Origin of the sequence: Pseudoalteromonas sp. SA25, from assembly GCF_011378705.1 — a bacterium.
Classification (GTDB): domain Bacteria; phylum Pseudomonadota; class Gammaproteobacteria; order Enterobacterales; family Alteromonadaceae; genus Pseudoalteromonas; species Pseudoalteromonas arctica.
Window position 1 is genome coordinate 37,649 of sequence record NZ_WTKV01000022.1, and the last position, 26,052, is coordinate 63,700.

Here is a 26,052-nt window from a genome sequence, read left to right on the forward strand (position 1 = left end):
TCCTATTCAATATCGCCAGGTACTAACGGCACAAATCTAACGGGAGCAATAACATGCTCTTTATAATTATCGCCTTCGCGAATAACCATTACTAATTTTTGATCGCTCTCACCAATGGGCGCTAATAACACGCCTCCATCGGCTAACTGAGCAAGTAAGTCTTGCGGAACTTTAGAGGCCGCAGCAGTCACTATAATACCATCAAAAGGTGCTTGTGATTGCCAGCCTTGCCAACCATCACCATGCTTCATGGTTACATTATATAAATCGAGTTGTTGCAATCGACGCTTTGCCTGCCACTGAAGCGTTTTAATACGCTCTACCGAATAAACTTTTGTAAACGTTTTGGCTAATATTGCAGTTTGATATCCAGAGCCAGTACCAATTTCCAGCACTTTATTGCGTACACCAGCTAAGCGAAGTAGCTCTGTCATGCGCGCTACTATATAAGGCTGGGAAATAGTTTGCCCTTGCCCAATAGGTAGCGCCGTATTTTCATAAGCTTTGTGTTTTAGCACATCGTCTACGAATATATGTCGCGGAATATCAGCTATAGCACTCAGTACTTGTGTATCTTCAACGCCTTCGCGCTTTAGTAAGTCAGATAGCGCTTTTGCACTGCGGGTATAATTAGCGAGCACGATTAATCTCCAAATCGGCTAACCAGTCTCCTACTGCTTTTAGGCTGTCTTTGGCTGTCATATCAACACTTAATGGCGTAACTGAGGCATAACCGTTATTGATTGCGTAAAAGTCGGTACCCTCACCTGCATCACTTTCTATGCCCAGCGATCCATACCAATAAATATCTCGACCCCAAGGATCGGTTTGTTTGGTCATGGTTTCTGCTTTATGACGAGCGCCTAAACGTGTTACTTGCACCCCTTTTAATTCACTTAATGGAATATCTGGCACATTTATATTTATGATTTGATCTTTAGGAAGCGGATGCGAAGCCAAACCTTTAATAATATTAACGGTAACAGCAGCGGCTGTTTCAAAATGCTCGCCCTTATGTGAGCAAAGCGATACTGCAATTGCAGGTAAGCCCAAATGGCGACCTTCAGTTGCAGCTGCAACGGTGCCAGAATAAAGCGTATCGTCGCCTAAATTGGCACCATGGTTAATGCCAGCAACAACAAGGTCTGGTTTTTCATTAGCTAACTGATTGACACCTAAATGCACACAATCAGTAGGTGTGCCATTTACCGACATAAAACCATTTTCGAGTGTAGTCGCTCGTAGCGGGTTCATTAATGTTAAAGAATTACTTGCGCCACTACAGTTGCGATCTGGTGCAACAAGGGTTACGTCTGCAATTTGTATAAGCGCCTGATATAAAACCGCAATACCTTTAGCATTTACACCATCATCGTTACTTAACAGTATCTTCATTTATGTCATTATCCTTTTCTTTGCGCTCTCGTGGGCTTGCATCTGTGTAATCCACCAGCTCGCGTAATAATGCGGTTGCAAAACACCCTTTTGGCAAACCAAAACTCAGCTTTAAACTGGTTTCATCTATGGTCTCAACCGTTAAGTTTTGCGGAATTAAACGCAGCATTCTGCGCTCATTTTTAAGGCCTAACTCACCCAAGCCATCACACCATGTTTGGAAAGGTTCAAGCCATATTTTTTCTTGTTCAGTTAAACCTTTTTCGCTTTTCCCCACCATAGGTGCCGACATCATAATATCGCCAGTAGCTAATCGCTCTATGTTTTCGTCGTTAATTGCATCTTCAAAAAATGCATTACTGCCGCTGAGCATAAATACTTCACGGTGCATTGTTTTAGCTAAACCATGCTCTTTAACACGTAAATTTACTATTTGATTAAACACATGAGAGCGCGCTGCTGAAATAATAATACCGCGCAGTTTTTTATCGCGAATGCGCTCACCGGCAAACATTTTTTCAGCCATAACTAAGTTATGACCGCCATGCCCAAATCGTTGTTCGCCAAAGTAATTAGGCACACCTGCGCGTACTGCGTTAATGCGGCATAAAATATCAAGGGGCTTGGTTACGTTACGAAGCGTAATAGTAAATTTATTACCTTTGTGGCAGCCCGTGCGTAATTTACGGTCGTGGCGCTGTTGCGACACAATAAAAATACTCTCGTTATTTAAATCGCTAAAATCGATAGGCTTTTTAATCGGTACTTTTACACTAAACCACTGTGAGCACACACCGTGGCGATCTTTCATGCCGGCGTAACTTACGTCTCGCGGTGAAACACCCGCACGCTGCGCAATTAGCTTGGCAACATATTGCGTATTTTCGCCTTTTTTAACCACCTGCAAACACACGTGTTCGCCACTACCGGTAAACTCTATACCTAAGTCTTCATCAACCATAAAGTCTTCAGCAGTGGTTTTAAAATCAGCTTTAGAAAGCGGCGCACCGTATAAATAATTTAGATCGCTCATGCGTTTTTTGTACTCATAGACTCTTTACTCATAATAACCACTGCATGGCTCGAAATACCTTCCCTGCGTCCTTCAAAGCCTAGCTTTTCGGTAGTAGTGGCTTTAACGTTAATTTGGCTAAGGTCACAATTTAAATCGCTGGCTAAATTAGCACGCATAGCTTGAATGTGTGGCAGCATTTTTGGCGCCTGTGCAACAATAGTCACATCGCCATTGCCAATTACATAACCTTGCTCTTTAACTAAGCTCACCACATGGCGAAGTAAAATACGGCTATCGATATTTTCATACTCGCTTGCCGTATCTGGGAAGTGCTTACCAATATCACCCATTGCAAGCGAGCCTAAAATAGCATCGCATAATGCATGAATAGCAACATCACCATCTGAGTGCGCTAAAAAGCCCTGTGGGTAATCAATTTTTTCACCACAAATAGTTAACGGGCCTTCGCCGCCAAATTTATGTACGTCAAAACCATGGCCAATTCGTATCATAATGCACTCTCGTTTTGTTGTTTGTGTAGTAAAAATCCAGCCAAATCTAAATCCTCTGGCGTGGTTATTTTAATATTATCGCTGCGACCTGCAACAAGCTTTACCGGTTTACCCGCCCATTCAATTGCGCTTGCTTCATCGGTAATAGTTGCCCCACTTGCTAATGCGTTTTGAAGTGCATTTTTAAGCTCGTCATATTTAAAAAGTTGGGGGGTAAGTGCTTGCCATAAATCATCTCGCGGCACAGTTTGCAATGCATGAGTGTGGCCACGTTTTATAGTGTCTTTTACTTTGGTAGCTAAAATACCCCCTTCATCAGCGCTTATACACTCACTAATTAAACGTTCTATATCACTGATATTAACTAGCGGACGGGCAGCGTCGTGCACCAACACCCATGTTGGGGGGTTAGGCGCTAAAAAAAGTAAGCTATTGAGTACTGAATCTGCACGCTCTTTTCCGCCACTGGCGCGAACAATGCGCTTATCAAGTATTGGGAGTTCGTCAAAATAGGGGTCGCTGTCGCTAAGGGCAACAACAATAGTACGTAATTGAGATAATTGAGAAAGTTTAGCTAAGGTGTGTTCTAAAATGGTTTTACCGGCTAATTGTATATATTGCTTAGGCGCATTGTGCTGCATTCTACTGCCAACGCCCGCAGCAGGTACAATTGCTGCAATAGTCTGTTTATTTGTCATATTGTTTGCCCGGTAAAACACGAATAAATGTTTCGTCCGGTTTAATCATTCCCAATTCGTTGCGTGCACGCTCTTCAATGCCTTCTTGGCCAAGCTTTAAGTCTTCAATATCTGCTTTAAGTACTTTATTACGTTTAATGAGCTTTTCGTTGGTTTCTTGATGCGACGCTACAGCACCTTTTAGCCGTGTGTAGTCTTGTAAACCATTATGACCAAACCATAATCTGTATTGTACAAACAGTGCTAAGCACAGTAAGCCAACTTGAAAAATACGCATTTAACACTCCTTATTTTAAATTCCAAATACCTTAACTTTAATACGCTAAGGGGCGCTTTAAATTGCGCCAATTAATACTACCCGCTAAAAGCATTTCGCGTAGTGATAAAACCCGTGGCATACAACGCTTCGAAAATTGCCACTGATGCCCGCAACATGCCGCGGTTAAACTCACTTTACTTGGCTTTATTAACTGAGCATTTTGCTGCTCTAGCCCATTTCCTAAAAAATCAAACCAACCAAGCTCGTTACAATGCAGCTTATTTTCGCCTAACTGATCGATACTGTCTATTCTAAGACGCACCTGATCGTAGCCATGTAATATAACGGGCACTATAAGCCCCACTTTGGCATACGTTTGATAAAAAAGTTCATTAGCTTGAACATTCACATCGGGTGGGGTCGGTTTTTGCTTTTCAAGCCACGTACCATTTTGTGCATCAAGCGTAAAAGGCGTGTCACCATTGGCAACTAACGTTGCAGCTCGCTCAATATAATAAGGTAGGCTTTTTAACTGACGGCGCAGTTTATCGGCATTAGGCTCTGCAACTAATCGCTGAACCTCACGCTGATAAAACGCATTGCACAATTGTGCATACAACACTTTTTGTGCATCAGTTTGCCAAATTTCAACTTGCTGCTGAGCACCAAGTGACTGATTTTTAGCGACCAAAAGCTGTACTCAAAAATATTCAGGTAAATGTTTTATAACACAGTATTGAATGTTTTTTAAGCGCAGCGCACTAATTAAGCGCTTGGCTTTTCACCTAATTTTGCTTTACCTGATTCTAAAAATTGCACAACCGTATTACGCTTTTTACCAATCAGCAAACTGCCATCAGCTAAAAACATAAAGTTTTGCCAATTGCGTTTAAATACATCAAATGTTGTTTCGATAATATTATCGCGTGCCATACAAAAATAAACAGTGGTGTTAGCTTCCCAATCTAAAAACGTTAAGATTGCTTCTGGTGGTTGCGCATCACCATTTTCCCACGCATCTTGCCAATCTACTTCTTGGCTAAAGCTTTTTTCTTGGCCACACCAATCGGTGTCTTCAAAAAAATCTGGGTGATCAAACTCACGGCTTACCATGGTTGTCCAAAGTACGGCTGCGCGCTCATCGCCCATAGGCTTTATTTTTACTGCGTCTTCATCTGATACAGGTAAGTCTTTATGACGAAAAACCCATGCTTTTTTGTAATCATCTAGCGAAATATAGTTCATAGTATTGGCAAATTAGTTAACATTAAAAGTGCAAAGCCAAATTATACAAGAGATCAAAACATGACTACAGCAATAAAACCACTTTCACTCAAACCAGGCATATACCAACACTACAAAGGGCCGCAATACAAAGTTGTTCATGTTGCCACCCATAGCGAAACCGAGGAGCAGCTTGTGATTTATCAAGCGCTATATGGTGAATTTGGTATGTGGGCGCGCCCACTTAGTATGTTTTTAGAAACTGTTGAAAAAGAAGGTGAGGTCATACAGCGTTTTGCCTACCTTGGACCTGCCGTTTAACTATGGCATTATAACAAAATAACTTACTCCTCAGACCAGACAAGGGTACACCGTGCAATTTAATTCAACTGATAATTACATAGCGAGTAGCGCGCTTAAACAAGCTGTAAATGCTGCCATTATGCTTGAAAAACCACTTTTAATTAAAGGCGAACCAGGCACAGGTAAAACCATGCTGGCTGAGGAGTTGGCTAAAAGCTTAGATACCACGCTTATTCAGTGGCATATAAAATCGACCACTAAAGCGCAGCAGGGTTTATACGAGTACGACGCGGTTTCGCGCCTGCGCGACAGCCAATTAGGTGACGAGCGTGTACACAATATTGGCAACTACATCGTTAAAGGTAAGCTTTGGCAGGCATTTACGTATGCAGAGCTTAACGGCAAACGCCCAGTACTATTAATTGATGAAATAGACAAAGCCGACATAGAGTTCCCAAACGACTTACTACTTGAGCTTGATAAAATGGAGTTTCATGTTTATGAAACTAACGAGCGTATTGTCGCAAAAGAGCGCCCTATTGTGATCATCACTTCCAATAATGAAAAAGAATTACCGGACGCATTTTTACGCCGCTGCTTTTTTCACTATATTGATTTTCCGAGCAGCGACGAAATGCAGCAAATTATTGACGTGCACTACCCTAACGTTAAACAGGATTTAGTACGCCAAGCACTCGAGGTGTTTTTTAACCTGCGCGAAGCTAACGGCCTTAAAAAGAAGCCATCCACTAGCGAATTACTCGACTGGCTTAAACTGCTTATGGCAGAAGACATAGACGCTAAAACACTGCACGACAAAGCTAAAAAAGGCGGATTAATGCCCATGTTTGGCGCATTACTTAAAAATGAGCAAGATATAAGCCTAATCGAAAAACTCGCCTTTATGAGCCGTCGCTAGGGCCTGTTGACCTTTTAGGATTAAAATTTGTTCTAACTAGGGACGATTTAATCGTGGCGCGAGGTTTGTAACCTAGTGGGCTAAGTAAAAGCCGAGCAACAAAGAGTTAATCGTCCCTAGGACGAACCTTCAGGCAGCGCGTGTTTGGTATTTATGCTGTGTTATCGCCTATTTATGGGGAATAACCACACTACATAGGCTCTGCCTTGCCTAAATACCAAACACACTGCTGCAAATTTAACCTCGAAAGATAAACAGGCCCTAATATGTTAGTACAGTTTTTTTTCACGCTACGTAAATACCGTTTACCGGTGAGCCTGCGCGAGTTACTCGACTTAATTAACGCCTTAAAAAAAGGCGTTATATTTGCCGACGTAGACGCCTTTTACCATTTAGCACGCACTATAATGGTAAAAGACGAAACGCACTTTGACCGATTTGACAAAGCCTTTAGCGACTATTTTAGTGGTATTGCTGACCTCGATTTGCTCGAGAGCTTAAAGCAACAGCACAACTTACCTGAAGACTGGCTACGTAAAGAATTCGAAAAAAACCTAAGCGATGAAGAAAAAGCCCAACTTAAAGCCATGGGCGGGCTCGATGAGCTTATGAAAACCCTAAAAGAGCGTTTAGAAGAGCAACAAAAACGCCACGCAGGTGGCAATAAATGGGTAGGCACTGGCGGCACATCACCTTTTGGTGCATACGGCTATAACCCAGAAGGCGTGCGCATAGGTCAAGACGGCAATCGTAACCGCCAAGCGGTAAAAGTGTGGGATAAACGAGAATACAAAAACCTCGACACCGACAGAGAAATTAGTTCGCGCACAGTTAAACTCGCCCTTAAAAAGTTACGAAAGTTTGCCCGCACTGGCGCAAGCGACACGTTTGATTTAAACGAGACTATTCGCGCTACTGCAAAACAAGGCGGCATGCTTGATGTAAAAATGGCGCCCGAGCGCCACAATGCAGTAAAAGTACTCATGCTGTTTGATATTGGCGGCTCAATGGATGACTACATTCACACCTGCGAAGAATTATTTAGCGCCGCCCACAGCGAATTTAAACACCTAGAATTTTACTACTTTCACAACTGTTTATACGAGCATGTATGGCAAGATAACGCGCGCCGCCATTCAAACGTAATAGACACCATGACGCTGATTAATAAATTTACCAGCGACTATAAAGTAATATTTGTTGGCGATGCTACTATGGGCCCATACGAAATAGCTTATGCTGGCGGCTCTGTAGAACACTACAATGAAGAGCCCGGCAGTGCATGGTTACAACGTATAACAAACCACTTTGATAAAGTCGCCTGGCTCAACCCACAACCCGTTGAACACTGGCCGTACTATCAATCAATTGGCTTTATAAAAGAGTTAATGAACAACCGCATGTATGCGCTGAGTTTAGATGGGATAAGTAGAGCGATAAAAGAGCTGAGTTAAAGGAATAACATGAAAAAAAGTATTTATTCAAATGAATGGCTTATTTGTACTCTCCTCATATTAATTGGATTCATCGTAGGTATTTCTACGAATTCAATTATGGATATACTACTAAGCAAATTTAAACAAGATAGCCTTGCTAACTGGATAACTTCTACCAGTACCTTTGTAATAATGTTAGCAACTATCGCTTTAGCCTGTATAGCTTGGAAAGTAAGAAACACTTGGGTTAATGAAAAAAAGTACAATTTAAGTATTGTTTTGCTAAATGATATATCACATTTTTACTGTATCTCTTTCGAGCTTAGAGAATCTCAAGTTCAAATTTTCGATCTATATGAACATTTGAGACTTTCAGAGTATGATGATGCTGAAGCTTTTAAAATTGCTGATGAAAAAGGTTTATCAGATGCATTTTTGCAAGCTGAGCTTTCTAGAATAAAGGCAACTAAGGAGGCGAGTGTTCGGGATTATGAAGATAAATATCGCGCTCATGACACCTTAAAAAAAGAGCAACTAAAATATAAAAACACAGCATTAGTCAACTCATCTTTAGTTAACTGGGGCAGCGAAGCTTTAGGGCTTATAAAAAGCATAGAGATAAATACCGCAGAGTTTTACGAAACTATTTCACCCAGGTATAAGCTTCTATCAAAAACAGTGGCTGAAAATGATGAAGATATTTTAGACTTACCTAAACTAGATGAATCGAAACTTTTTAAAAAATACGAAGGTAAATATAAATTCAGCGACGTTTATTGTGACGAGTAAGCATTCAGCCCGTACTACCTTATTAAAACTCTATAACTCAGCTATATGATTTAGCGTCTCAGGATGACGCTGTACAAGCTTTAGCAAAGTTATCGCTTGCCCATTCGGTGCGCTGCGTCCTTGTTCCCAGTTTTCGAGCGTTCTTGCTGATGTATGTAGAATGTTTGCAAATACCCCACGCGACATATTAAATGTTTCTCGAATATTTACTATTTCATTGGGTGAGATAGCAAGATCGTTGATATCCTTTACTGCATGAGAACGTAACGTAAGCTTTCCTTGTGAATGCGCTTTAGCGTCCACAAGTGCTGTAGTTAATTCTGAAAATAAATCACGTTTGCTCATTGCGCCACACCTCTAAGAATTCTTTTAATTGCTTTTTCTGATCTGCTGTTAAATCGGTTACTTCGTTTTTACTGTAAATAGTGAGTAGATAAAAACGTCTTTTGTCGTCCAAGTAATAATATATAACTCTTGAACCACCACGCTTACCCTTTCCTTTGCTCGCAACTCGTATTTTACGTAAGCCGCCTGTTCCTTGAATAACATCGCCCTGTTTTGGGTTAACCATTAGATCTGCTTGAAATAAACGATACTCGTCATCACTCAAGTACAACTCTCGGTACTTTTCGAATATGTTTGATTCAACAAATAGGCTTTTCATACATTAAAGTATACGCAGTTAGCGTATAAATTCAATTGAAGATTTTAAACGAGTAGCGGCAGGTATCTCTTGCTTTAGCTAAAGCGCTTTACTCATAAACAAGCTGTAAGGATCTAACTCATAATCACCAAAGGGTTCGCACTCTTTAAAACCAAATTGAGCGTAAAGCTTTTGTGCGGGCAAAAATGTCTTTGCAGTGCCGGTTTCTAAGCTTAACTTTTTATAACCTCGCAAGGTCGCTTGCTCAACAAGATGCGTGAGTAACTTAGCGGCTATGCCTTGGCGTAAATAGCTGCTTGATGTGCGCATTGATTTAATTTCGCCATGCGTTGTATTTAGTGCTTTTAAAGCGCCAACACCCGCTAAATTATTATCAATCCATAAGCTATAAAAAGTTATATCGGGCTGAGTGAGTTTACTCACATCTAGTGCATGTACGCTCTCAACGGGTGAGTGTTTTAACATATCGTTATGATGCGCTTGTAGTAACTTTATAACGTGTGGGTTTGAAAGCTCACCTATTCTAATATCCATTTATACCTCGTTTAATCCTAGAATTTAATGCTTGAGGGCTTTAATTAAAACCCTAAAGTAAGTGGCTGTATTTAGAATGCTAGTTTCCACACTACAAAAGCGACAGCAAACCCAACTAAGTACACCAAACCTAACCACGTTAAACTACGTAGTAAAACGCTATGCTTAATAGCAGGCTCTGATCGCACAAGGCTAAAGTTGAGCCATGCAAATACAGGCGTTGTAACAAATGAAAGTGTCATAGCAAACGTAAGCATGGGGCCAAGGGCTGATTTAAAAAATAAAATAACGGCCATACCGGCAAGTGCTTGTAGTATTAACCAAATATTTAAGCTGTGTTTTGATTGCTTAAAGCCAAGTAGTTTATGAGATTCGTTAAGCGTGCGGGCGTAGCCATCTAGCACGGTGAGTGTAGTGCCAAACATACATAAAAAGGCGATTGCTGATACAAGCGGCCTTGCCCACTCGCCTATTGTTAATGCGTACATATCAATAAGCTGCTTGGCAAACGCGACACCGCCGAGTTCTATACTACTGGTTTGCCCGTACTGCACTAATACACCTAAGCTAAAAAATACCAAGGCTAAGCCAGCTGTAAGCCAGTAACCTACGTTAAAATCGAACAAGCCTTGGCTTTTAGAAACTGTTTGCTGCGCTTGTTTTTCTTTTAGCCATAAAGAACTTAATGCAGATATTTCGATAGGGGCTGGCATCCAGCCCATTAAAGCCACCATAAAGCTAAGCATGGCAAGTTCATACGGTGAAGGTCCCACATAATCAGCAGGTGCCATTGGGCCGTTACTAAATGCAATGGCAAGGGCAATCAAAGTAGCGAGCGTAAGCAGCCCCATAATACCTTTGGCAACGTTATCTAGCGCTTTAAAGTGTCCAAGTAGCAATATAACTAAACATACACCCAGCAGCATCCAGCAAAGCAAGGTTACTTCAATAACCACGGGTAAGGCGTAATGCAGTAAGCTTGCGGTAAGCAGTAATACGCCGGCGGTATTAACAACAGCGGCAACAATGTTTAAGCCAATAAAACTGTAGAAGTAAAACGGACCTTTGCTTTTATAGCCCTCCACTAGGCTATTTTTAGTGGCGAGTGTGTATTCCATACCAAAGCGAAAAAATGGGTACTTTAAAACATTAACAACGAGGATAAGCCAAAATAATTGCCAGCCAAATATTGCCCCAGCTTGCGTAGAGGCAACTAGGTGAGATCCGCCAATAGCGGCTGTTGCCATGAGTATTCCAGGCCCAAGCGCACCTAGTCGAGACTTCCATACTGCTTTTATTGTGTGCATTAATTTCTCAAAATATGTGTGTTGTGTGTTCTTTTTATCAGGGTCTGTTGACCTTTCAGGATTGAAATTTATTCAACCTAGGGGCGATTTAATCGCAGCGCGAGGTTTGTAACCTAGTGGGCTAAGTAAAAATCGAGCAATAAAGAGTTAATCGTCCCTAGGCAGAACCCTTTGGGCAGCGTATGTTGGGCTTTTATGCTGCGTTATCGCCTATTTATGGGGAAGAACCACACTACATAGGCTCTGCCTTGCCTTAAAGCCCAACATACAGCTGTAAATTCAACCTCGAAAGATAAACAGACCCTAACCTTTATAATTAATAAACTGCAAGAACGCATAACTTACCTAAATTACAGGCAATAAAAAAGAGCCATACGGCTCTTTTTTACAATACTTTGTGACTAAATTTTATTTAAGATCCATCTCTTGGATGATCTCGTGTGCGATTTCAGGTGTAGTGCTAACAGGCTTTTCGTGTAAGTTTGCTTTTATCTGCCCTTTTCGATGTTTTAGTGCTGCATCGAGTTTTTTAGCCGCACTTGCAATGGCAGGGTACATAACTTCGTTTTCCCCTTTTACCGATATGCGCGTGCCTTCATAATTAGTGCTAATTTCAGCTTGGATTTTATGATGTTCTTTAGACAAAATAATTTCGAGTGCAATAAGCGATGGGAAATGGCTCTCGATTTTTGAAAATTTTTCGTTGATGTGCTCTCTAATAGAGTCAGTAACTTCAACATGGTGACCAGAAAGATTAATTTTCATAGGGTATCCTTTTATTTGTTACCTCATAAATAGTATTGGGGGCTATTTAGATTAACACAAGGAAAAAAGAGAGATATTTGAGGTTTATTTGCGGTTTTTGGTGATTTAAATCATGCGTTGCGCAAAGTTTATGCAAAGCCCATAGTGCATGGGCTTTCAGACGTCTAGCTGTACTGATTAATCTGTGTACGAACAACAGTAGTCAGCAAAATCAGATACTTTTACTTTAAAGCTTACATTTGCATCAACATTAAACGATTCACCCGCGTTAAATGTTTTCCACTCACTTGCGCCTGGTAATAAAATATCCCATTGGCCAGCTAAAAGCTCCATGCACTCTTTTTGGTTTGTATCAAAAACAAACTCACCTGGTTGCATAAAGCCTAACGTTTTCGCTTCGCCATCACCTAAAATAACGGTACGACTTGACACTTTTCCGTCAAAATATACATTGGCTTTTTTTACTACACTCACGTTATCGAACTTTGGCATTTTTAGCTCCTGCTATTAATTTAAGATTTTTATTTATAAATTTTATCGCACTACCTTGCCTGATAGCTTACTTTCTTGCAAGGAAAGCTGCATTGATCAAGGTGAAGTTGCTTCATGTAAGGGCATAAAAAAACCCGCAACATGTGCGGGTTTTTCAATTACTTACTTTATTTAATCAAAGCGATTAAAAAAGCTCGTTTGCTTTGCTTACAATGTTTGCCACTGTAAAACCAAAGTGCTCAAACAGCTCGCCTGCAGGTGCTGACTCACCAAAGGTAGTCATACCTACTACTGCGCCGTTTAGGCCTACGTACTTGTACCAGTAGTCAGCAATACCTGCTTCTACTGCTACGCGGCGTGAAACAGATGCCGGTAATACGCTTTCTTTGTATGCTGCGCTTTGATCTTCAAAGGCATCAGTACATGGCATAGATACAACACGTACCTTTTTACCTTGGCTGCGTAGCTCTTTAGCTGAATCTTGTGCTAGTTGTACTTCAGAACCCGTCGCAATAAAGATAATCTCTGGATTGCCGTCACAGCTAAGGATGTAACCACCCTTTTTAACGTCACTTAATTGCTGTGCGTCACGTGCTTGTTGCTCAAGACCTTGGCGAGTAAAGATAAGCGATGTAGGGCCGTCTTTACGCTCAATAGCTTGTTGCCATGCAATTGCCGACTCAACTTGGTCACATGGACGCCAGTTGTATAAGTTAGGCGTTAAACGCATGCTTGCAATTTGCTCTACTGGTTGGTGAGTTGGGCCATCTTCACCTAGGCCGATTGAATCGTGCGTGTATACAAAAATGCTTGGTTGCTTCATTAATGCAGCCATACGTACAGCATTTTTTGCATATTCAACAAACATTAAGAACGTAGCACCGTAAGGAATAAAGCCTTTATGAAGGGCAATACCATTCATAATTGCCGACATACCAAACTCACGCACACCGTAATAAATGTAGTTACCGCTTGCATCATCGCGTGTTAAACCTTTAGAGCCATCCCAAATTGTTAAGTTTGAGCCAGCTAAATCGGCTGAGCCACCCATAAATTCTGGTAATAACGGACCAAATGCGTTTAATGCATTTTGAGATGCTTTACGAGACGCTGGGTTTGCAGGGTTTGCTTGTAATTGCTCAATGTACGCTTGAGATTTTGCAGCCCAATCGCCAGGCAGTTCGTTATTAATACGACGTTTGTATTCAGTTGCAAGCTCTGGGTATGCTTTTGCGTATGCTGCAAATTTTTCGTCCCAGCTTGATTCAAGCTGCTTGCCTTTTTCTTTGCCATCCCACTGTGCGTAAATATCATCAGGAATTTCGAAAGCATCGCCAGTCCAACCTAAAAATTCGCGAGATGCTTTAATTTCGTCATCACCCAGTGGTGCACCGTGACAATCATGGCTGCCTGATTTATTAGGTGAGCCGTAACCAATAATTGTTTTACAACAAATTAGTGAAGGTTTATCGGTAACGCTTTTTGCTTCTGCGATTGCAGCACTTACAGCATCGCTGTCGTGGCCATCAACACCACTAATTACATGCCAACCGTATGCTTTAAAGCGAGCCGGTGTATCATCTGTAAACCAACCTTCTACTTCGCCATCGATTGAGATGCCGTTGTCATCCCAAAATGCAACAAGTTTACCCAGACCTAATGTGCCTGCAAGTGAACCTGCTTCATGAGAAATACCTTCCATAAGGCAGCCATCGCCCATAAATGCATAGGTAAAGTGATCAACAATATCGTGACCTTCACGGTTAAACTGTGCAGCTAGCGCTTTTTCAGCAATTGCCATACCTACGGCATTTGTGATCCCTTGACCTAATGGACCCGTAGTAGTCTCGATTCCTGGTGCATAGCCATATTCAGGGTGACCTGGTGTTTTAGAATGCATTTGACGGAAGTTTTTAATTTCGTCCAGTGGTAAGTCGTAACCACTTAGGTGCAATAGAGAATAGATAAGCATTGAACCGTGGCCGTTTGAAAGAATAAATCTGTCACGGTCAGCCCACTCTGGATTCGTTGGGTTATGTTTTAGATAATCGCGCCATAATACTTCTGCGATATCAGCCATGCCCATAGGGGCTCCAGGGTGACCAGATTTGGCCTTTTGTACTGCGTCCATTGACAAGACGCGAATAGCATTTGCAAGTTCTTTGCGAGATGGCATGAATTCTCCTACCTTTATGTGTATTTGCGCGGGTATTTATGTGTTTGTTTATGCACCCAAGTAACTTGGGTTCGTTTATACCGACCATTCTTACTTATTGTGGGGGCTGTGTGCAATTAAAAACCCTATAAAAGTGAGGCATTATGAATATTTTTTAAGACCAAAAAGTTATTAGTAATTTTATTTAGACGTCTAGGCGTAAAAACACTATGCAAGGTGTTTTGTTTTCGATAAAATACGCCCCTTAATTTTTTAGCGCTAATACCGACGTTTGTGAAGCGCAATATTTGTGAGCAGAATTACAATGGCAAAACATTTATTTACTTCTGAATCAGTTTCTGAAGGTCATCCGGATAAAATCGCCGATCAAATCTCTGATGCGGTACTTGATGCTATCCTAGAGCAAGACTCTCATGCCCGTGTTGCATGCGAAACTTACGTAAAAACCGGTATGGTTATGGTTGGTGGTGAAATCACTACTAGCGCATGGGTTGATATCGAAGAAATTACACGTAAAACAATTCGTGACATTGGCTACACAAATTCAGACATGGGCTTTGATGCCGATTCATGTGCAATTTTAAACACTATTGGTAAACAGTCTCCTGACATTAACCAAGGTGTTGACCGTACTAGCCCAGAAGAGCAAGGCGCTGGCGACCAAGGCTTAATGTTTGGTTACGCATGTAACGAAACAGAAGTACTAATGCCTGCTCCAATTACTTACTCACACCGTTTAGTACAGCGCCAAGCTGAGGTTCGTAAAAGCGGCGAGCTTAACTGGTTACGTCCAGATGCAAAATCTCAAGTTACTTTTGCATACGAAAATGGCAAACCTGTAGGTATTGATGCTGTAGTGCTTTCTACTCAGCACAGCGAAGACATTTCGCAAAAAGATTTAGTAGAAGCTGTGATGGAAACAATCATTAAGCCGGTACTTCCTGCAGAACTTATCACAAGTGCAACTAAGTTTTTCATTAACCCAACAGGTCGCTTTGTAATTGGCGGACCAATGGGTGACTGTGGTTTAACTGGTCGTAAAATCATTGTAGATACATACGGTGGTATGGCTCGTCACGGTGGTGGTGCATTCTCTGGTAAAGATCCATCAAAAGTTGACCGTTCAGCAGCATACGCTGCACGTTACGTTGCTAAAAACATTGTTGCTGCTGGTCTTGCTGACAAGTGTGAGCTACAAGTCTCTTACGCAATTGGTGTTGCAGAGCCTACTTCTATCAGCGTTGAAACGTTTGGTACAAGCAAGCTAGAAGAAAGCCGTTTAATCGAGCTTATTCGTGAACATTTTGACCTGCGCCCTTACGGCTTAATTCAAATGCTTGATTTAGAGCGCCCTATCTACCTTCCTACAGCGGCTTACGGCCACTTTGGTCGTGACGAATTCCCTTGGGAACGTACAGATAAAGCAGACGCACTTCGCGCAGCTGCCGGCCTTTAAGCCAAAATTGTTGTAGTAAATTAAAAACGGCCCTTTTAAGGGCCGTTTTTGCATCTAAAACTTATTCGCTATATTGTTTGTAGCGCGTCTACAAAATAACTATTAAATCGACCTCGAATTCTTTTGTACTTTAGGTATATACTCATTTCATTATAAAAGCTTTAGGGACAGTTAAATGGCCGATAACTTTCGCGTTATATTTGCAGGACTTGCCGATAACGTTGACATAAAAACAGCATGTACAAATTTAGCTGCAAAATTAAAAACGTCAGATGAAAAAGTAGCTCTTTTTTTTAAAGGTAAGCCGCTGTTTGCACCAAGCGATAAAGACAAAGCGTTAAAACAGGCTAAGTTACTAGCAGGCTTAGGCATTAAAAGTAAGCTTCAAGCTGTTTCAAACATCATTCAAAATGGCTCAACCCCTGCTGCAAATAACAACCAACGTGACGAACGTATTTTTGATGCACTCGATTACATCACTAGCAGCTTAATTCGCCTTGAAGAAAAGTTAGACGAGTTAGAGCAACGCCTTCCTGAAGCTCAATTAAAAGCACCAGACGAAAGTATTGACGAATGGCAAGGTGACGATCTAATGCTAGGTGATGATTTAGCGCCTCCTAAAAAACGCAGTAACTTACTTTTATATTCATTGATTGCAACTGCCACCATTTTACTAGTCGTACTGGCTGTTTTTTTAATTTTTCCCGATTTATTCTCTTTTTAAGAATGGTTAATTAATTTAATGAGCAATAAACGCGCAAAAATAAGAGCGAAAATTCGTAACACCCGTAAAAACTTGTCAAATAATCAGCAAATAATTGCTGCGCAATCGCTAAAAATGAATTTTATTCAACATTTAAAAAGCGAAAAAACAACGAATTCAAAGCATATTGCCATTTACTTAAGTAACGATGGAGAGCTAGACACTTCATTGTTAATTAAAGAATTATGGAGTTTAAACCATACCGTTTACCTACCTATAATACACCCATTCAATGGCGCTAATTTACTATTTCAGCGCCATGAGAAAAACTCACCCATGAGAGCAAATCGCTATGGTATCTTGGAGCCTAAGCTGAACTGCTCTCAAATATGCCCATTACCAGTGCTTGATTACCTCCTTATGCCATTAGTTGCATTTGATAAACAAGGTAATCGCCTAGGAATGGGAGGTGGGTTTTACGACCGGACATTGGCACGTTTACACGAACAAAATTGGCAAAAACCACAACTAATTGGCCTTGCACATGAATGCCAAAAAGTTGAGGCTCTACCAATCGAGTCGTGGGATGTACCACTTAAAACCATTATCACCCCAGATAAAACATACTGTTGGTAACAATTAAATTTGATTACTAACCGCATATTTCTGACATACATGAGCACAAAGCAATGACACAAGACGAATTAAAAAAAGCAGCTGCTTGGGCAGCACTCGAGTTTGTAAAAGAAAACACTATTGTAGGTGTGGGTACAGGCTCTACTGTTAATCACTTTATTGATGCCCTTGGTTCAGTAAAGGACACTATTGTAGGCGCTGTATCAAGCTCAGAAGCCTCAACCGCGCGCTTACAAGCGTTAGGTATTGAAGTATTTGAGCTTAATAACGTTGCTGCTTTAGATGTATACGTTGACGGCGCTGACGAAATAAACGATCAAAACGAAATGATTAAAGGTGGCGGTGCAGCCCTTACTCGCGAAAAAATAGTAGCCGCTGTAGCTAAACAATTTGTGTGCATTGTAGATGACACCAAATTAGTAAAAACATTAGGCGACTTCCCGCTTCCGGTAGAAGTTATTCCAATGGCTCGCAGCTACGTTGCACGAGAATTATTAAAGCTTGGTGGTGACCCTGTTTATCGCCAAGGCGTAGTTACCGATAACGGTAACGTTATATTAGATGTATTTAACTTAAAAATTACCAATGCTAAACAACTTGAAGCACAAATAAATTCAATTGTTGGCGTAGTTACCAACGGCCTATTTGCAATGCGTGGTGCTGATAAAGTGATTATCGGTACTAAAAATGGGCCACAAATTAAATAGGATGAGGTTATGAGTAAGGTATCGTTAGCAAAAGACAAAATTAAAATTCTCTTGCTTGAAGGTGTTCACCAAAGCGCTGTTGAAACGCTAAAACGTAACGGTTACAGCAATATCGACTACGTTAAAACATCCTTACCTGAGGACGAATTAAAAGAGCGCATTAAAGATGTTCACTTTGTAGGACTTCGTTCTCGTACTCATATTAACCAAGCCGTATTAGACTCAGCTGACAAGCTAGTTGCTGTTGGGTGTTTTTGTATTGGTACAAACCAAGTTGATTTAGATGCAGCACGCGAACGCGGTATTGCTGTATTTAACGCACCATTTTCTAATACTCGTTCAGTTGCTGAACTTGTACTTGGTGAAATCCTACTTTTATTACGCGGTATTCCAGAGCGTAATGCAGCGGCTCATCGTGGTGGCTGGTTAAAAACAGCAAATGGTTCGTTTGAAGCACGTGGTAAAACATTAGGTATTATTGGCTACGGTCACATTGGTACTCAGCTAGGTATTATGGCTGAAAATATCGGTATGAACGTTGAATATTACGATATCGAAGATAAGTTATCACTGGGTAATGCAAAGCAAGTTCACAACCTAACTCAGCTATTACAACGCTCTGATATTATTAGTTTACACGTACCAGAAACACCGCAAACTAAAAACCTTATTGGTAGTGCAGAACTTGCTGTTATGAAGCAGGGATCTATTTTGATCAACGCTTCACGCGGAACTGTTGTTGATATTGATGCACTTGCAGAAGCACTAACAGAGAAAAAACTAAGTGGTGCAGCAATCGATGTGTTCCCTACTGAGCCAAAATCTAACGATGAAGAATTTGTATCGCCACTGCGCCAATTCGACAATGTTATTTTAACGCCGCACATTGGTGGTTCTACACAAGAAGCACAAGAAAACATTGGTATTGAAGTAGCGGGCAAACTGGCTAAATACTCAGATAATGGCTCAACTATTACTGCCGTTAACTTCCCTGAAGTATCGCTGCCTGAACTTGCTAATCGCAGCCGTTTATTACACGTGCACCACAACCGCCCTGGTGTACTAACGCAAATTAACCAAGCGTTTGCACAGCACGGTATTAACATTGCTGCGCAATACCTACAAACAGACGCATCTATTGGTTATGTAGTTATTGATGTAGATACAGATCAATCTGAAGTAGCACTTAAAGAACTAAGCGCTGTTGAGGGTACAATTAGAGCACGTATTTTACATTAATAAGTACTTTTGATATTAAGAAGGGTCCTTATGGACCCTTTTTTGTATTTAGATTACATATACTTTCTTAAGTATTTTTTGAATACCGGATCTGTTGCTGCCAACTCTTTTTGCTCAGCTAATATCTCTTTTAAAATAGCACCTGAAGTAAGCGGGTTTGCAAGTACCACTCTAAATACAACTGTAGGTTGATTGTCGTATTTAGAAGGCGTTAAACGAGTACGTGATACAAATGAGCGACCAGACTCTCGCTGACGTTTTTGCATACTGGCAGTAAAACGATTCAGAGAGGCAAAAATATCTAACCGAGTTGCAGCATCTGCATCGGCTATTGCTTGTTTAATTTGCTTAGGTACATAACGATACGTTAATAAGCACAATTCAGGTTCTGAAATAAGCTCAAAGTCTTCATCAGCTTTAATTAAATCAGCAAAGTAATGTGCTTTTTTGATGCTTCGATCAATCAGCATTTCATAACCTTTACGACCAATAACACGTAAGCAAGCATGTACTAACATTGCCATACCAGGTCGGCTGCCTTCTAGCGTGTGGCTACCTAAGTCCTTTGAACCTTTACGTAATATGTACTCAGCGTGATGCTCTATTGCATCAGTTGCAGCGGGATCTTTAAATAAAACTAAGCCCGCTCCCATTGGTACATACATTTGTTTATGTGCATCGATGGTAATTGAATCTGCTCGCTCAATCCCTTTTAGTAAAGGGCGATGCGTGTTCGATAAAAGGGTTGCTCCTCCCCATGCAGCATCTACATGAAAATGGCAGTTAATGTCTTGTGCTAAGTCGGCCATTTCATCAAGTGGGTCAATATTACCGGTTTCGGTTGTACCCGCTACCCCAATAATCGCCATTACTTTAATGCCTTGCGATTCAAGCTCACGTGCTTTTTCGCGCATAGCTCCTACATCTACTTTATTATTTTCGCAGGTTTTAATACCAATTAAGTTATCGCGACCAATACCGAGTAAATCAACCGATTTACCTAGTGAGTAATGTCCGCGTTCTGATATTAATACTGCTAAACCTTTATAACCGTAATGCAGCATACCGGCAATTAAGCCTTGTGCGCCGATACCTCTAAAATCGCCATCGGGTTTTAATAAGCGGTTTCGCGCAATCCAAAGCGCAGTAATATTAGCAACAGTTCCACCAGAGCAAAATGCACCTAATGAGGTTTTAGCACTGTGCATCCATTTAGAATAAAACGAGTCTTCTTGTCCATAAGCTAAATGATGCATCATTCCAAGCACTTGACGCTCAAGAGGCGTAAACGCTTTAGACGTTTCTATTTTTACTAGATTTTGATTTAGCCCTACCATCAATTTTGACAGCGGTAATAAAAAATGCGGCAAGGCAGAGGTCATGTGACCAATAAAGCTAGGCGCAGCTGTATGCACAGAATGCGCAACAAGTTGCTCCATTATGTCTTGGGCATAAGCAGATACAAACGTTGGATCCTCTGGGATCACTGCCGACTGAAAATCTTTTTCGATTTCATGTAATGGTTTTTCAATTGCCGCTATATTTTCGTTTAGAAAACCTGCTAAATTACTCGAAATTTCAAGCTCGATTTTGCTTAAAGTTGAGTCTGGCGCTTCAGGTACAGTAAATATACGCTTAAGGCTTTCTTTAGAGGCGACGGCACAACGCTTTTGATCCATCTCAATACCTAGTGTGTGTAGCTAAAACACGCGCTTACCCATCAAAAACGCCTACTTATTAGGACATTTAGAGCAATCGTGTTTCTTTAAAAATTGCGCTAACTTTACTGCAATATAACTAAAATGTCTCGTTTAAACCTATAAAAGCAATCAAAGCGATGACAAAAAAATGATAATTTAATTAAAACTCTACCAAACCTAATTATTTATTGGGCATTTACTTATTTTGGGTATAATAAATTTGATAACAAAAAAGGGACACATATGCCAGAAGGAAGAGTCAAAGTTAGTTGGATAGTGGCAGGCTTTAGCTTGTTTTTAATAAGCTTACTTACCTATGTTTACTACACTTACCAAACCACGCGTGCTGAAATAATGCAGTCGGTTGATAATCGCTTACTTAATGCAGCCACCAGCGTAAAACATATTTTAGGTGAAAATTACTTAAGTGCGGTTAATCAAGGCGACAACATAAGTTTTTCTTACTATCAAAATAAGAGTAAACAGCTCTCTGAGTTTGCTCAAGCACTTGATATTGCTTATGTGTATTCAATGATTTTAAAAGACGGAAAGGTTCTTTTTAGCTCATCAAGCTACACGCAAGACGATCAGAATAATGGCAAAGTAACTCAATTTTTAGATCTCTACCCTGAAGCTACCGATGCAAATATAAGTGCTTTTTACTCAACCGAGCCTGTATTTGAAATATCGAGCGATCAGTGGGGCCACTTTAAAACTATTTTTATTCCTTACGTTGACCCTATTAACGGCAATACCTATTTAACGGGTGCCGATATAACTATTTACAATTTAAACGAGAAACTTAAAGAAAGTGTATCGAAAGCTGCTGCAATGGCTAGCTTCTTCTTTTTTATCGCGATACTTGTTGCCGCCATATATATTTATTTACTAAAGCGCTCTTTAGCAACTGACTCAAGTACTGGTTTTTCAAATCATATTGCTCTTGAGTACTTTATTAAAAAAAGTAATGCTCATCACATGCAGTTAGCCGTTATTTGGGTTAATGAAATAGAAGATATAAACAGTTTCTACGGCACTGAAGTGGGTGATAAAGTAATGAAAAACTTACTTATTCACTTTAAACTCAGAAGCTCTGCGCATTGCCATATATACAGACTGGCAACCAACAAAATAGTATTACTCGCGCCTAAAGAAATGAGTAATGACGAATTTACCGATCTCGTAAAAACATATAACTTTAATACCCCAGTGTTAACTGACCCTTTTATTTACATAACCCTATGTGCAGGTATTGCCAGTGGCAATAAATCACTACTACTTGAAAACGCTCATATAGCGGCGCTGCAAGCTAAACAAGGCAGGCATAGCGTAGTTAACTACTCAAAAGCGCTACACGATGTAAAAACGCAATATCAATACAATGTTGAAATGGCTAAAGAGGTGCGTGAAGCGTTTGATAACAACCGTATAGTGCCTTACTTTCAACCCATTATTGATACAAATACCAACAAGGTCGTTCAATACGAATGTTTAGCTCGAATGGTAACGGCGCAAGGGGAAGTGTTGAAACCTGATGCATTTTTAAATGTTGTTACTCGCTCAAGAATGGACGGAATACTTACCCGTACTATATTTTCACAATGTGTTAGTCGCTTTAGAAAAACCGATATTTGCTGGAGTTTAAATATAACAGCACAAGATATGCTCGACCCTAATTTAAGTGAGTTTATTGCGGACGAACTTAAGCGCTACCCGCATCCTGGTAATATCACACTAGAGCTTTTAGAAACCCAAGCTATTGCCAACTTTTCTGAGGTGAAAGCATTTATTGGAATGGTTAAAACGAAAGGCGTTAAGGTTATTATTGATGACTTTGGTAGTGGTTATTCAAATATATCAAACGTACTTAAGCTGGAAGTAGATGGTATTAAGCTAGATGGCGCACTAATAAAGCAAATAGTGAATGACAAAGATATCTATTTATTTATTGAACATATAGCCAGTTTTGCTAATCAACTTGGTTTGCAATTAATTGCAGAGTCGGTAGAAAATGCAACCATAGTAACCGCACTTAAAAAGGCGAATGTGACACTAATGCAAGGCAACTACTTTGCCCATCCAATGCCACATGTTAGTACGGTTACAGAAGAAGAATTAGCACTTTAACTTACTTTAGCGAAGTAAGTTAATAACGAGTCGGTGGCTTTGCTGGCCACTGGCCCAGTATTTACGCTCAAAAGGCGTAATGGCATCGTCTGACTCATAAAGCGTTACATCGCAAGGGTTGCCTGTTAATTCAAGCGCCCGAGCAAACTCCTTAACGTAAATATCCCAATTGCTGCGCACTTCTAATTTTCCACCTAACTTAACGATAAATGGAAAAATAGCTGCGCCATGCCAGCGCCTACGAATATGCTTAGATTTAGGCCACGGGTTTGGATACAACAAATAATGGTGTGTAGGTTGCCAATTAGCAGCAACCGCTAAACGCCAAAAGTCGTTTAAGTCTGCTTGTACTAAAATGTACTGACCACTGTCGGTTTGCTTATATTCAACATCGTGCTTATCTAATCGGTGCGACGATTTATCAATACCAATTATAAGTGCATCAGGGTGGCGCTTAGCTAAGTTAGCTGAGCTTTCACCTACGCCACAACACGAGTCTAAAATAAGCGGGCCACTAAAGGCTTGTACTTTAGCATTAACCTCGTCAAATGCGGCTTGGGTATGCGCTGCAATTGGCTTTTTAAATTCAGCATCTAAGTGCTTATTTACTATTTCATCAAGCTTTTCGTGAATACCCGCTTGATTAGATACAATACTACGTGAATTTGCATCACTCATTAGTGTCTTAGCCCCACACCTTTTTTGATCAATGTAAGCGCTAATGTAAATAACGCTGTTATAAATACTAAAATAACCCCAAGAGCCACGCTCAAATCAACATCCGACACACCTAAAAAGCCATAACGAAATGCGTTAACCATATAAATTATAGGGTTGATTTGTGATACATTCTGCCAAAATTCAGGCAGCAACGTAATTGAATAAAATACACCGCCTAAGTAAGTTAATGGCGTTAGTATGAAGGTGGGGATAATGCTTATATCGTCAAAGCTGTTTGCGTAAATCGCATTAATTAAGCCACCTAAAGCAAACACAGCTGAGGTTAAAATAACCGTCGCCATAATTACAAAAATATTATGAATTTGAATATCAACAAATAATAACGATACACAGGTAACTATAAAGCCCACCATAATACCGCGCGTCATACCGCCCCCCATATAACCTAGAACAATGATGTAGTTAGGTACAGGTGCAACTAAAAGCTCTTCAATGCTTTTTTGAAACTTTGTTGAGTAAAAACTAGAGGCTACGTTGGAATAGGAATTAGTAATGACCGACATCATTATAAGGCCAGGTACAATAAACTCCATATAACTAAAGCCGCCCATGTCGCCAATGCGTGAACCAATTAAGTTACCAAAAATAACAAAATATAAGCTCATCGTAATTGCTGGCGGTACTAAAGTTTGCACCCAAATACGTAAAAAACGAATGCACTCTTTAATCCATAAACTCTTTAAGGCTACGCCATATTTAAACATTTATTCGCCCCGCCCTTGCTCTAGTAATCCAACAAATAACTCTTCTAATCTGTTTGCTTTATTTCGCATACTCAATACAGTATTACCTTGAGTTGTTAATGCACTAAAAACCGCATTTAATCCTTGAGATTTAGCGACTTCTACTTCAACAGTGTGATCGTCCGTCATGGTAAATTTATAACCTTCAAGCGTTACAGGGTTTGCTGGCATTTTTAAATCTAAAATAAAGGTTTCTTTATCAAGCTTTGCAAGCAGTGCTTTAATGGTCGTGTTTTCAACAATTCGGCCATTATCGATTATGGCGATGTTTTTACACAGTAACTCTGCTTCTTCAAGGTAGTGCGTAGTTAAAATAATAGTAACGCCTTGCTCATTTATTTGGCGTAAAAAATCCCACATTGAACGACGAAGTTCTATATCTACCCCCGCTGTTGGCTCATCAAGTATAAGCAACTTAGGTTCGTGCATAAGGGCACGCGCAATCATTAATCGGCGTTTCATACCGCCTGAAAGCGTACGTGCTTGTTTGTCTTTTTTCTCAAGTAAGCCAAGCTGCGCTAAGTACTTATCAGCACGTTTATGGGCTTCGCCACGTGGCACACCATAATAACCGGCTTGGTTAACAAGTATTTGGCTAAGTGTTTCAAACTGACTAAAGTTAAACTCTTGCGGCACTAAGCCTAAATGCGCTTTTGCAGCTTCTAAATCAGTATCAATATTACAACCGAATACTTCTACCTTGCCTTTTGTTTTATTAACAAGTGACGAAATAACACCAATAGTGGTTGATTTTCCTGCTCCGTTTGGACCAAGTAAAGCGAAAAAGTCGCCCTCTTTAACTTGTAAATCAACGCCTTTAATAGCCTCAACACCATTTTTATAAACCTTGGTAAGGCCTTCTATATTTAAAGCAATATTTTGCTTATTCATTACTTACCCTCACCATAACCCCAACGTTTTGTTAGGTTATGTTCAATATTTAAATGATCTAAAATTCTCGCCACCATAAAATCAACTAAGTCTTCAATACTTTGTGGCTTATGATAAAAGCCAGGCGCTGCTGGCATTATGGTCACACCTAAACGAGATAACTTAAGCATGTTTTCTAAATGAATTTCGTTAAACGGTGTTTCGCGCGGCACTAAAATTAACTGTCCGCGTTCTTTAATTACCACATCAGCGGCGCGCTCTAATAAGTTATCTGACGCCCCTACTGCAATTGCAGAAACCGATCCTGCACTACACGGGCATACCACCATTTTTTTAGGCGCCGCAGAGCCCGAAGCCACAGGGCTAAACCAGTTATCTTTACCGTATACTTTTAACTGCCCAGATTTAGCATTAAACAGCGTACTTAACTGCTCAGTGGCTTTGTCTTCATTACCAGAGAGCTTAATATTTGATTCTGTATCAAGCACCACTCGCGCTGCACTTGAGATAAGTACGTAAACTTGAAATTGCTGCTCAAGCAATACTTCAAGTAACCTTAAACCATAAGGCGCACCTGATGCACCGCTAAAAGCGAGCGTAATTCTATCTTTAAATTGCACA

Annotated in this window: 30 protein-coding genes; 10 read left to right on the plus strand and 20 right to left on the minus strand. The window is 40.5% G+C overall.

From position 1 onward, the window contains the following. Positions 1 to 2: 2 nt before the first annotated feature. The 8 genes from GQR45_RS16485 to GQR45_RS16520 form a co-directional block, all read right to left on the minus strand. On the minus strand, positions 3 to 641 hold the full coding sequence (locus GQR45_RS16485) for a protein-L-isoaspartate(D-aspartate) O-methyltransferase (protein ID WP_007584780.1): 639 nt from the start codon (positions 639 to 641) through the stop codon (positions 3 to 5). Continuing rightward, positions 631 to 1,395: a 5'/3'-nucleotidase SurE gene (gene surE, locus GQR45_RS16490; protein WP_165726518.1), complete on the minus strand. Its 765-nt coding sequence runs from the start codon at positions 1,393 to 1,395 to the stop codon at positions 631 to 633. Before surE ends, GQR45_RS16485 begins: the two co-directional genes overlap by 11 nt. Then, positions 1,376 to 2,428, minus strand: a complete 1,053-nt coding sequence (locus GQR45_RS16495; RefSeq protein WP_165726519.1) for a tRNA pseudouridine(13) synthase TruD — start codon at positions 2,426 to 2,428, stop codon at positions 1,376 to 1,378. Before GQR45_RS16495 ends, surE begins: the two co-directional genes overlap by 20 nt. Next, on the minus strand, positions 2,425 to 2,922 hold the full coding sequence (gene ispF, locus GQR45_RS16500; RefSeq protein ID WP_165726520.1) for a 2-C-methyl-D-erythritol 2,4-cyclodiphosphate synthase: 498 nt from the start codon (positions 2,920 to 2,922) through the stop codon (positions 2,425 to 2,427). Before ispF ends, GQR45_RS16495 begins: the two co-directional genes overlap by 4 nt. Next, positions 2,919 to 3,620, minus strand: a complete 702-nt coding sequence (gene ispD, locus GQR45_RS16505) for a 2-C-methyl-D-erythritol 4-phosphate cytidylyltransferase (RefSeq protein ID WP_165726521.1) — start codon at positions 3,618 to 3,620, stop codon at positions 2,919 to 2,921. Before ispD ends, ispF begins: the two co-directional genes overlap by 4 nt. Next, positions 3,610 to 3,897, minus strand: a complete 288-nt coding sequence (gene ftsB / locus GQR45_RS16510; protein WP_007584772.1) for a cell division protein FtsB — start codon at positions 3,895 to 3,897, stop codon at positions 3,610 to 3,612. The genes ispD and ftsB overlap by 11 nt, the downstream gene beginning before the upstream one ends. A gap of 37 nt (positions 3,898 to 3,934) precedes the next feature. Then, complete coding sequence (locus GQR45_RS16515) at positions 3,935 to 4,570, minus strand: hypothetical protein (protein ID WP_002958964.1); 636 nt, start codon at positions 4,568 to 4,570, stop codon at positions 3,935 to 3,937. A 74-nt stretch (positions 4,571 to 4,644) separates the two neighbouring features. Beyond that, positions 4,645 to 5,124, minus strand: a complete 480-nt coding sequence (locus GQR45_RS16520) for a DUF2947 domain-containing protein (protein WP_010554439.1) — start codon at positions 5,122 to 5,124, stop codon at positions 4,645 to 4,647. 60 nt (positions 5,125 to 5,184) lie between these two features. Here GQR45_RS16520 and GQR45_RS16525 point away from each other — a divergent pair, with 60 nt between their 5' ends. From GQR45_RS16525 to GQR45_RS16540, 4 genes are all read left to right on the plus strand, one after another. Then, positions 5,185 to 5,424, plus strand: coding sequence for a DUF1653 domain-containing protein (locus GQR45_RS16525; RefSeq protein ID WP_024594065.1), 240 nt, complete (start codon positions 5,185 to 5,187; stop codon positions 5,422 to 5,424). 52 nt (positions 5,425 to 5,476) lie between these two features. Beyond that, the gene (locus GQR45_RS16530) at positions 5,477 to 6,325 is read left to right on the plus strand and encodes a MoxR family ATPase (RefSeq protein WP_010554437.1); all 849 of its coding nucleotides are present in this window, start codon (positions 5,477 to 5,479) and stop codon (positions 6,323 to 6,325) included. 266 nt (positions 6,326 to 6,591) lie between these two features. Continuing rightward, positions 6,592 to 7,779: a VWA domain-containing protein gene (locus tag GQR45_RS16535; RefSeq protein WP_165726522.1), complete on the plus strand. Its 1,188-nt coding sequence runs from the start codon at positions 6,592 to 6,594 to the stop codon at positions 7,777 to 7,779. Positions 7,780 to 7,788: 9 nt separating this feature from the next. Beyond that, complete coding sequence (locus GQR45_RS16540; RefSeq protein WP_165726523.1) at positions 7,789 to 8,550, plus strand: hypothetical protein; 762 nt, start codon at positions 7,789 to 7,791, stop codon at positions 8,548 to 8,550. A gap of 30 nt (positions 8,551 to 8,580) precedes the next feature. On the opposite strand, the gene GQR45_RS16545 is transcribed toward GQR45_RS16540, so the two are convergent. From GQR45_RS16545 to tkt, 7 genes are all read right to left on the minus strand, one after another. Continuing rightward, on the minus strand, positions 8,581 to 8,895 hold the full coding sequence (locus GQR45_RS16545) for a type II toxin-antitoxin system MqsA family antitoxin (protein ID WP_165726524.1): 315 nt from the start codon (positions 8,893 to 8,895) through the stop codon (positions 8,581 to 8,583). Continuing rightward, complete coding sequence (locus GQR45_RS16550; RefSeq protein WP_039486712.1) at positions 8,882 to 9,214, minus strand: type II toxin-antitoxin system RelE/ParE family toxin; 333 nt, start codon at positions 9,212 to 9,214, stop codon at positions 8,882 to 8,884. Before GQR45_RS16550 ends, GQR45_RS16545 begins: the two co-directional genes overlap by 14 nt. Positions 9,215 to 9,292: 78 nt before the next feature. Further along, complete coding sequence (locus tag GQR45_RS16555) at positions 9,293 to 9,748, minus strand: GNAT family N-acetyltransferase (RefSeq protein WP_165726525.1); 456 nt, start codon at positions 9,746 to 9,748, stop codon at positions 9,293 to 9,295. Between the two features lie 71 nt (positions 9,749 to 9,819). Then, positions 9,820 to 10,995, minus strand: a complete 1,176-nt coding sequence (locus tag GQR45_RS16560) for a divalent metal cation transporter (RefSeq protein WP_121954520.1) — start codon at positions 10,993 to 10,995, stop codon at positions 9,820 to 9,822. Positions 10,996 to 11,463: 468 nt separating this feature from the next. Next, a complete protein-coding gene (raiA, locus tag GQR45_RS16565; protein WP_007584763.1) occupies positions 11,464 to 11,820 on the minus strand; it encodes a ribosome-associated translation inhibitor RaiA in 357 nt (118 codons plus the stop codon). Positions 11,821 to 11,997: 177 nt separating this feature from the next. After that, positions 11,998 to 12,312 carry a pyrimidine/purine nucleoside phosphorylase gene (locus tag GQR45_RS16570; RefSeq protein ID WP_002958974.1) on the minus strand — a complete coding sequence of 105 codons (315 nt, stop codon included), beginning with the start codon at positions 12,310 to 12,312 and terminating at the stop codon, positions 11,998 to 12,000. A 184-nt stretch (positions 12,313 to 12,496) separates the two neighbouring features. After that, the gene (gene tkt / locus GQR45_RS16575) at positions 12,497 to 14,488 is read right to left on the minus strand and encodes a transketolase (protein ID WP_165726526.1); all 1,992 of its coding nucleotides are present in this window, start codon (positions 14,486 to 14,488) and stop codon (positions 12,497 to 12,499) included. A 304-nt stretch (positions 14,489 to 14,792) separates the two neighbouring features. On the opposite strand from tkt, the gene metK reads away from it, so the two are divergent. From metK to serA, 5 genes are all read left to right on the plus strand, one after another. Further along, the gene (gene metK / locus GQR45_RS16580) at positions 14,793 to 15,944 is read left to right on the plus strand and encodes a methionine adenosyltransferase (RefSeq protein ID WP_101164183.1); all 1,152 of its coding nucleotides are present in this window, start codon (positions 14,793 to 14,795) and stop codon (positions 15,942 to 15,944) included. 175 nt (positions 15,945 to 16,119) lie between these two features. Continuing rightward, positions 16,120 to 16,668: a hypothetical protein gene (locus tag GQR45_RS16585; RefSeq protein ID WP_165726527.1), complete on the plus strand. Its 549-nt coding sequence runs from the start codon at positions 16,120 to 16,122 to the stop codon at positions 16,666 to 16,668. A gap of 18 nt (positions 16,669 to 16,686) precedes the next feature. Further along, the gene (locus tag GQR45_RS16590; RefSeq protein ID WP_165726528.1) at positions 16,687 to 17,283 is read left to right on the plus strand and encodes a 5-formyltetrahydrofolate cyclo-ligase; all 597 of its coding nucleotides are present in this window, start codon (positions 16,687 to 16,689) and stop codon (positions 17,281 to 17,283) included. A 53-nt stretch (positions 17,284 to 17,336) separates the two neighbouring features. Continuing rightward, on the plus strand, positions 17,337 to 17,990 hold the full coding sequence (gene rpiA / locus GQR45_RS16595; RefSeq protein ID WP_024591469.1) for a ribose-5-phosphate isomerase RpiA: 654 nt from the start codon (positions 17,337 to 17,339) through the stop codon (positions 17,988 to 17,990). Between the two features lie 9 nt (positions 17,991 to 17,999). Continuing rightward, positions 18,000 to 19,229, plus strand: coding sequence for a phosphoglycerate dehydrogenase (gene serA, locus GQR45_RS16600; protein WP_024594074.1), 1,230 nt, complete (start codon positions 18,000 to 18,002; stop codon positions 19,227 to 19,229). 53 nt (positions 19,230 to 19,282) lie between these two features. Here serA and panP read toward each other — a convergent pair whose 3' ends face one another. After that, positions 19,283 to 20,908, minus strand: a complete 1,626-nt coding sequence (gene panP / locus GQR45_RS16605; RefSeq protein ID WP_024594075.1) for a pyridoxal-dependent aspartate 1-decarboxylase PanP — start codon at positions 20,906 to 20,908, stop codon at positions 19,283 to 19,285. 264 nt (positions 20,909 to 21,172) lie between these two features. Between panP and GQR45_RS16610 the strand changes: the two genes are divergently transcribed. After that, positions 21,173 to 23,056: a GGDEF domain-containing protein gene (locus tag GQR45_RS16610; protein ID WP_165726529.1), complete on the plus strand. Its 1,884-nt coding sequence runs from the start codon at positions 21,173 to 21,175 to the stop codon at positions 23,054 to 23,056. A 6-nt stretch (positions 23,057 to 23,062) separates the two neighbouring features. Here GQR45_RS16610 and GQR45_RS16615 read toward each other — a convergent pair whose 3' ends face one another. The 4 genes from GQR45_RS16615 to GQR45_RS16630 are packed head-to-tail and all read right to left on the minus strand — an operon-like array spanning position 23,063 to position 26,051. Continuing rightward, positions 23,063 to 23,734 carry an SAM-dependent methyltransferase gene (locus tag GQR45_RS16615; protein ID WP_101164179.1) on the minus strand — a complete coding sequence of 224 codons (672 nt, stop codon included), beginning with the start codon at positions 23,732 to 23,734 and terminating at the stop codon, positions 23,063 to 23,065. Then, positions 23,734 to 24,501 carry an ABC transporter permease gene (locus GQR45_RS16620; RefSeq protein WP_007584748.1) on the minus strand — a complete coding sequence of 256 codons (768 nt, stop codon included), beginning with the start codon at positions 24,499 to 24,501 and terminating at the stop codon, positions 23,734 to 23,736. Before GQR45_RS16620 ends, GQR45_RS16615 begins: the two co-directional genes overlap by 1 nt. Next, positions 24,502 to 25,431, minus strand: coding sequence for an ABC transporter ATP-binding protein (locus GQR45_RS16625; protein ID WP_007584747.1), 930 nt, complete (start codon positions 25,429 to 25,431; stop codon positions 24,502 to 24,504). After that, positions 25,431 to 26,051: a flavin prenyltransferase UbiX gene (locus GQR45_RS16630; RefSeq protein ID WP_007584746.1), complete on the minus strand. Its 621-nt coding sequence runs from the start codon at positions 26,049 to 26,051 to the stop codon at positions 25,431 to 25,433. The genes GQR45_RS16625 and GQR45_RS16630 overlap by 1 nt, the downstream gene beginning before the upstream one ends. Position 26,052 lies beyond the last annotated feature (1 nt).

What these genes read in the sequence shown, in the direction of transcription:
- GQR45_RS16560 (WP_121954520.1), bottom strand. Translation starts at nt 10,995, where the DNA reads ATGGCAACAGCCGCTATTGGCGGATCTCACCTAGTTGCCTCTACGCAA.
- GQR45_RS16540 (WP_165726523.1), top strand. Translation starts at nt 7,789, where the DNA reads ATGAAAAAAAGTATTTATTCAAATGAATGGCTTATTTGTACTCTCCTC.
- GQR45_RS16590 (WP_165726528.1), top strand. Translation starts at nt 16,687, where the DNA reads ATGAGCAATAAACGCGCAAAAATAAGAGCGAAAATTCGTAACACCCGT.
- GQR45_RS16495 (WP_165726519.1), bottom strand. Translation starts at nt 2,428, where the DNA reads ATGAGCGATCTAAATTATTTATACGGTGCGCCGCTTTCTAAAGCTGAT.
- GQR45_RS16615 (WP_101164179.1), bottom strand. Translation starts at nt 23,734, where the DNA reads ATGAGTGATGCAAATTCACGTAGTATTGTATCTAATCAAGCGGGTATT.
- GQR45_RS16555 (WP_165726525.1), bottom strand. Translation starts at nt 9,748, where the DNA reads ATGGATATTAGAATAGGTGAGCTTTCAAACCCACACGTTATAAAGTTA.
- GQR45_RS16610 (WP_165726529.1), top strand. Translation starts at nt 21,173, where the DNA reads ATGCCAGAAGGAAGAGTCAAAGTTAGTTGGATAGTGGCAGGCTTTAGC.
- GQR45_RS16620 (WP_007584748.1), bottom strand. Translation starts at nt 24,501, where the DNA reads ATGTTTAAATATGGCGTAGCCTTAAAGAGTTTATGGATTAAAGAGTGC.
- GQR45_RS16520 (WP_010554439.1), bottom strand. Translation starts at nt 5,124, where the DNA reads ATGAACTATATTTCGCTAGATGATTACAAAAAAGCATGGGTTTTTCGT.
- surE (WP_165726518.1), bottom strand. Translation starts at nt 1,395, where the DNA reads ATGAAGATACTGTTAAGTAACGATGATGGTGTAAATGCTAAAGGTATT.
- metK (WP_101164183.1), top strand. Translation starts at nt 14,793, where the DNA reads ATGGCAAAACATTTATTTACTTCTGAATCAGTTTCTGAAGGTCATCCG.
- GQR45_RS16535 (WP_165726522.1), top strand. Translation starts at nt 6,592, where the DNA reads ATGTTAGTACAGTTTTTTTTCACGCTACGTAAATACCGTTTACCGGTG.
- GQR45_RS16570 (WP_002958974.1), bottom strand. Translation starts at nt 12,312, where the DNA reads ATGCCAAAGTTCGATAACGTGAGTGTAGTAAAAAAAGCCAATGTATAT.
- GQR45_RS16550 (WP_039486712.1), bottom strand. Translation starts at nt 9,214, where the DNA reads ATGAAAAGCCTATTTGTTGAATCAAACATATTCGAAAAGTACCGAGAG.
- tkt (WP_165726526.1), bottom strand. Translation starts at nt 14,488, where the DNA reads ATGCCATCTCGCAAAGAACTTGCAAATGCTATTCGCGTCTTGTCAATG.
- ispD (WP_165726521.1), bottom strand. Translation starts at nt 3,620, where the DNA reads ATGACAAATAAACAGACTATTGCAGCAATTGTACCTGCTGCGGGCGTT.
- serA (WP_024594074.1), top strand. Translation starts at nt 18,000, where the DNA reads ATGAGTAAGGTATCGTTAGCAAAAGACAAAATTAAAATTCTCTTGCTT.
- raiA (WP_007584763.1), bottom strand. Translation starts at nt 11,820, where the DNA reads ATGAAAATTAATCTTTCTGGTCACCATGTTGAAGTTACTGACTCTATT.
- GQR45_RS16585 (WP_165726527.1), top strand. Translation starts at nt 16,120, where the DNA reads ATGGCCGATAACTTTCGCGTTATATTTGCAGGACTTGCCGATAACGTT.
- rpiA (WP_024591469.1), top strand. Translation starts at nt 17,337, where the DNA reads ATGACACAAGACGAATTAAAAAAAGCAGCTGCTTGGGCAGCACTCGAG.
- GQR45_RS16625 (WP_007584747.1), bottom strand. Translation starts at nt 25,431, where the DNA reads ATGAATAAGCAAAATATTGCTTTAAATATAGAAGGCCTTACCAAGGTT.
- GQR45_RS16525 (WP_024594065.1), top strand. Translation starts at nt 5,185, where the DNA reads ATGACTACAGCAATAAAACCACTTTCACTCAAACCAGGCATATACCAA.
- GQR45_RS16545 (WP_165726524.1), bottom strand. Translation starts at nt 8,895, where the DNA reads ATGAGCAAACGTGATTTATTTTCAGAATTAACTACAGCACTTGTGGAC.
- ftsB (WP_007584772.1), bottom strand. Translation starts at nt 3,897, where the DNA reads ATGCGTATTTTTCAAGTTGGCTTACTGTGCTTAGCACTGTTTGTACAA.
- panP (WP_024594075.1), bottom strand. Translation starts at nt 20,908, where the DNA reads ATGGATCAAAAGCGTTGTGCCGTCGCCTCTAAAGAAAGCCTTAAGCGT.
- ispF (WP_165726520.1), bottom strand. Translation starts at nt 2,922, where the DNA reads ATGATACGAATTGGCCATGGTTTTGACGTACATAAATTTGGCGGCGAA.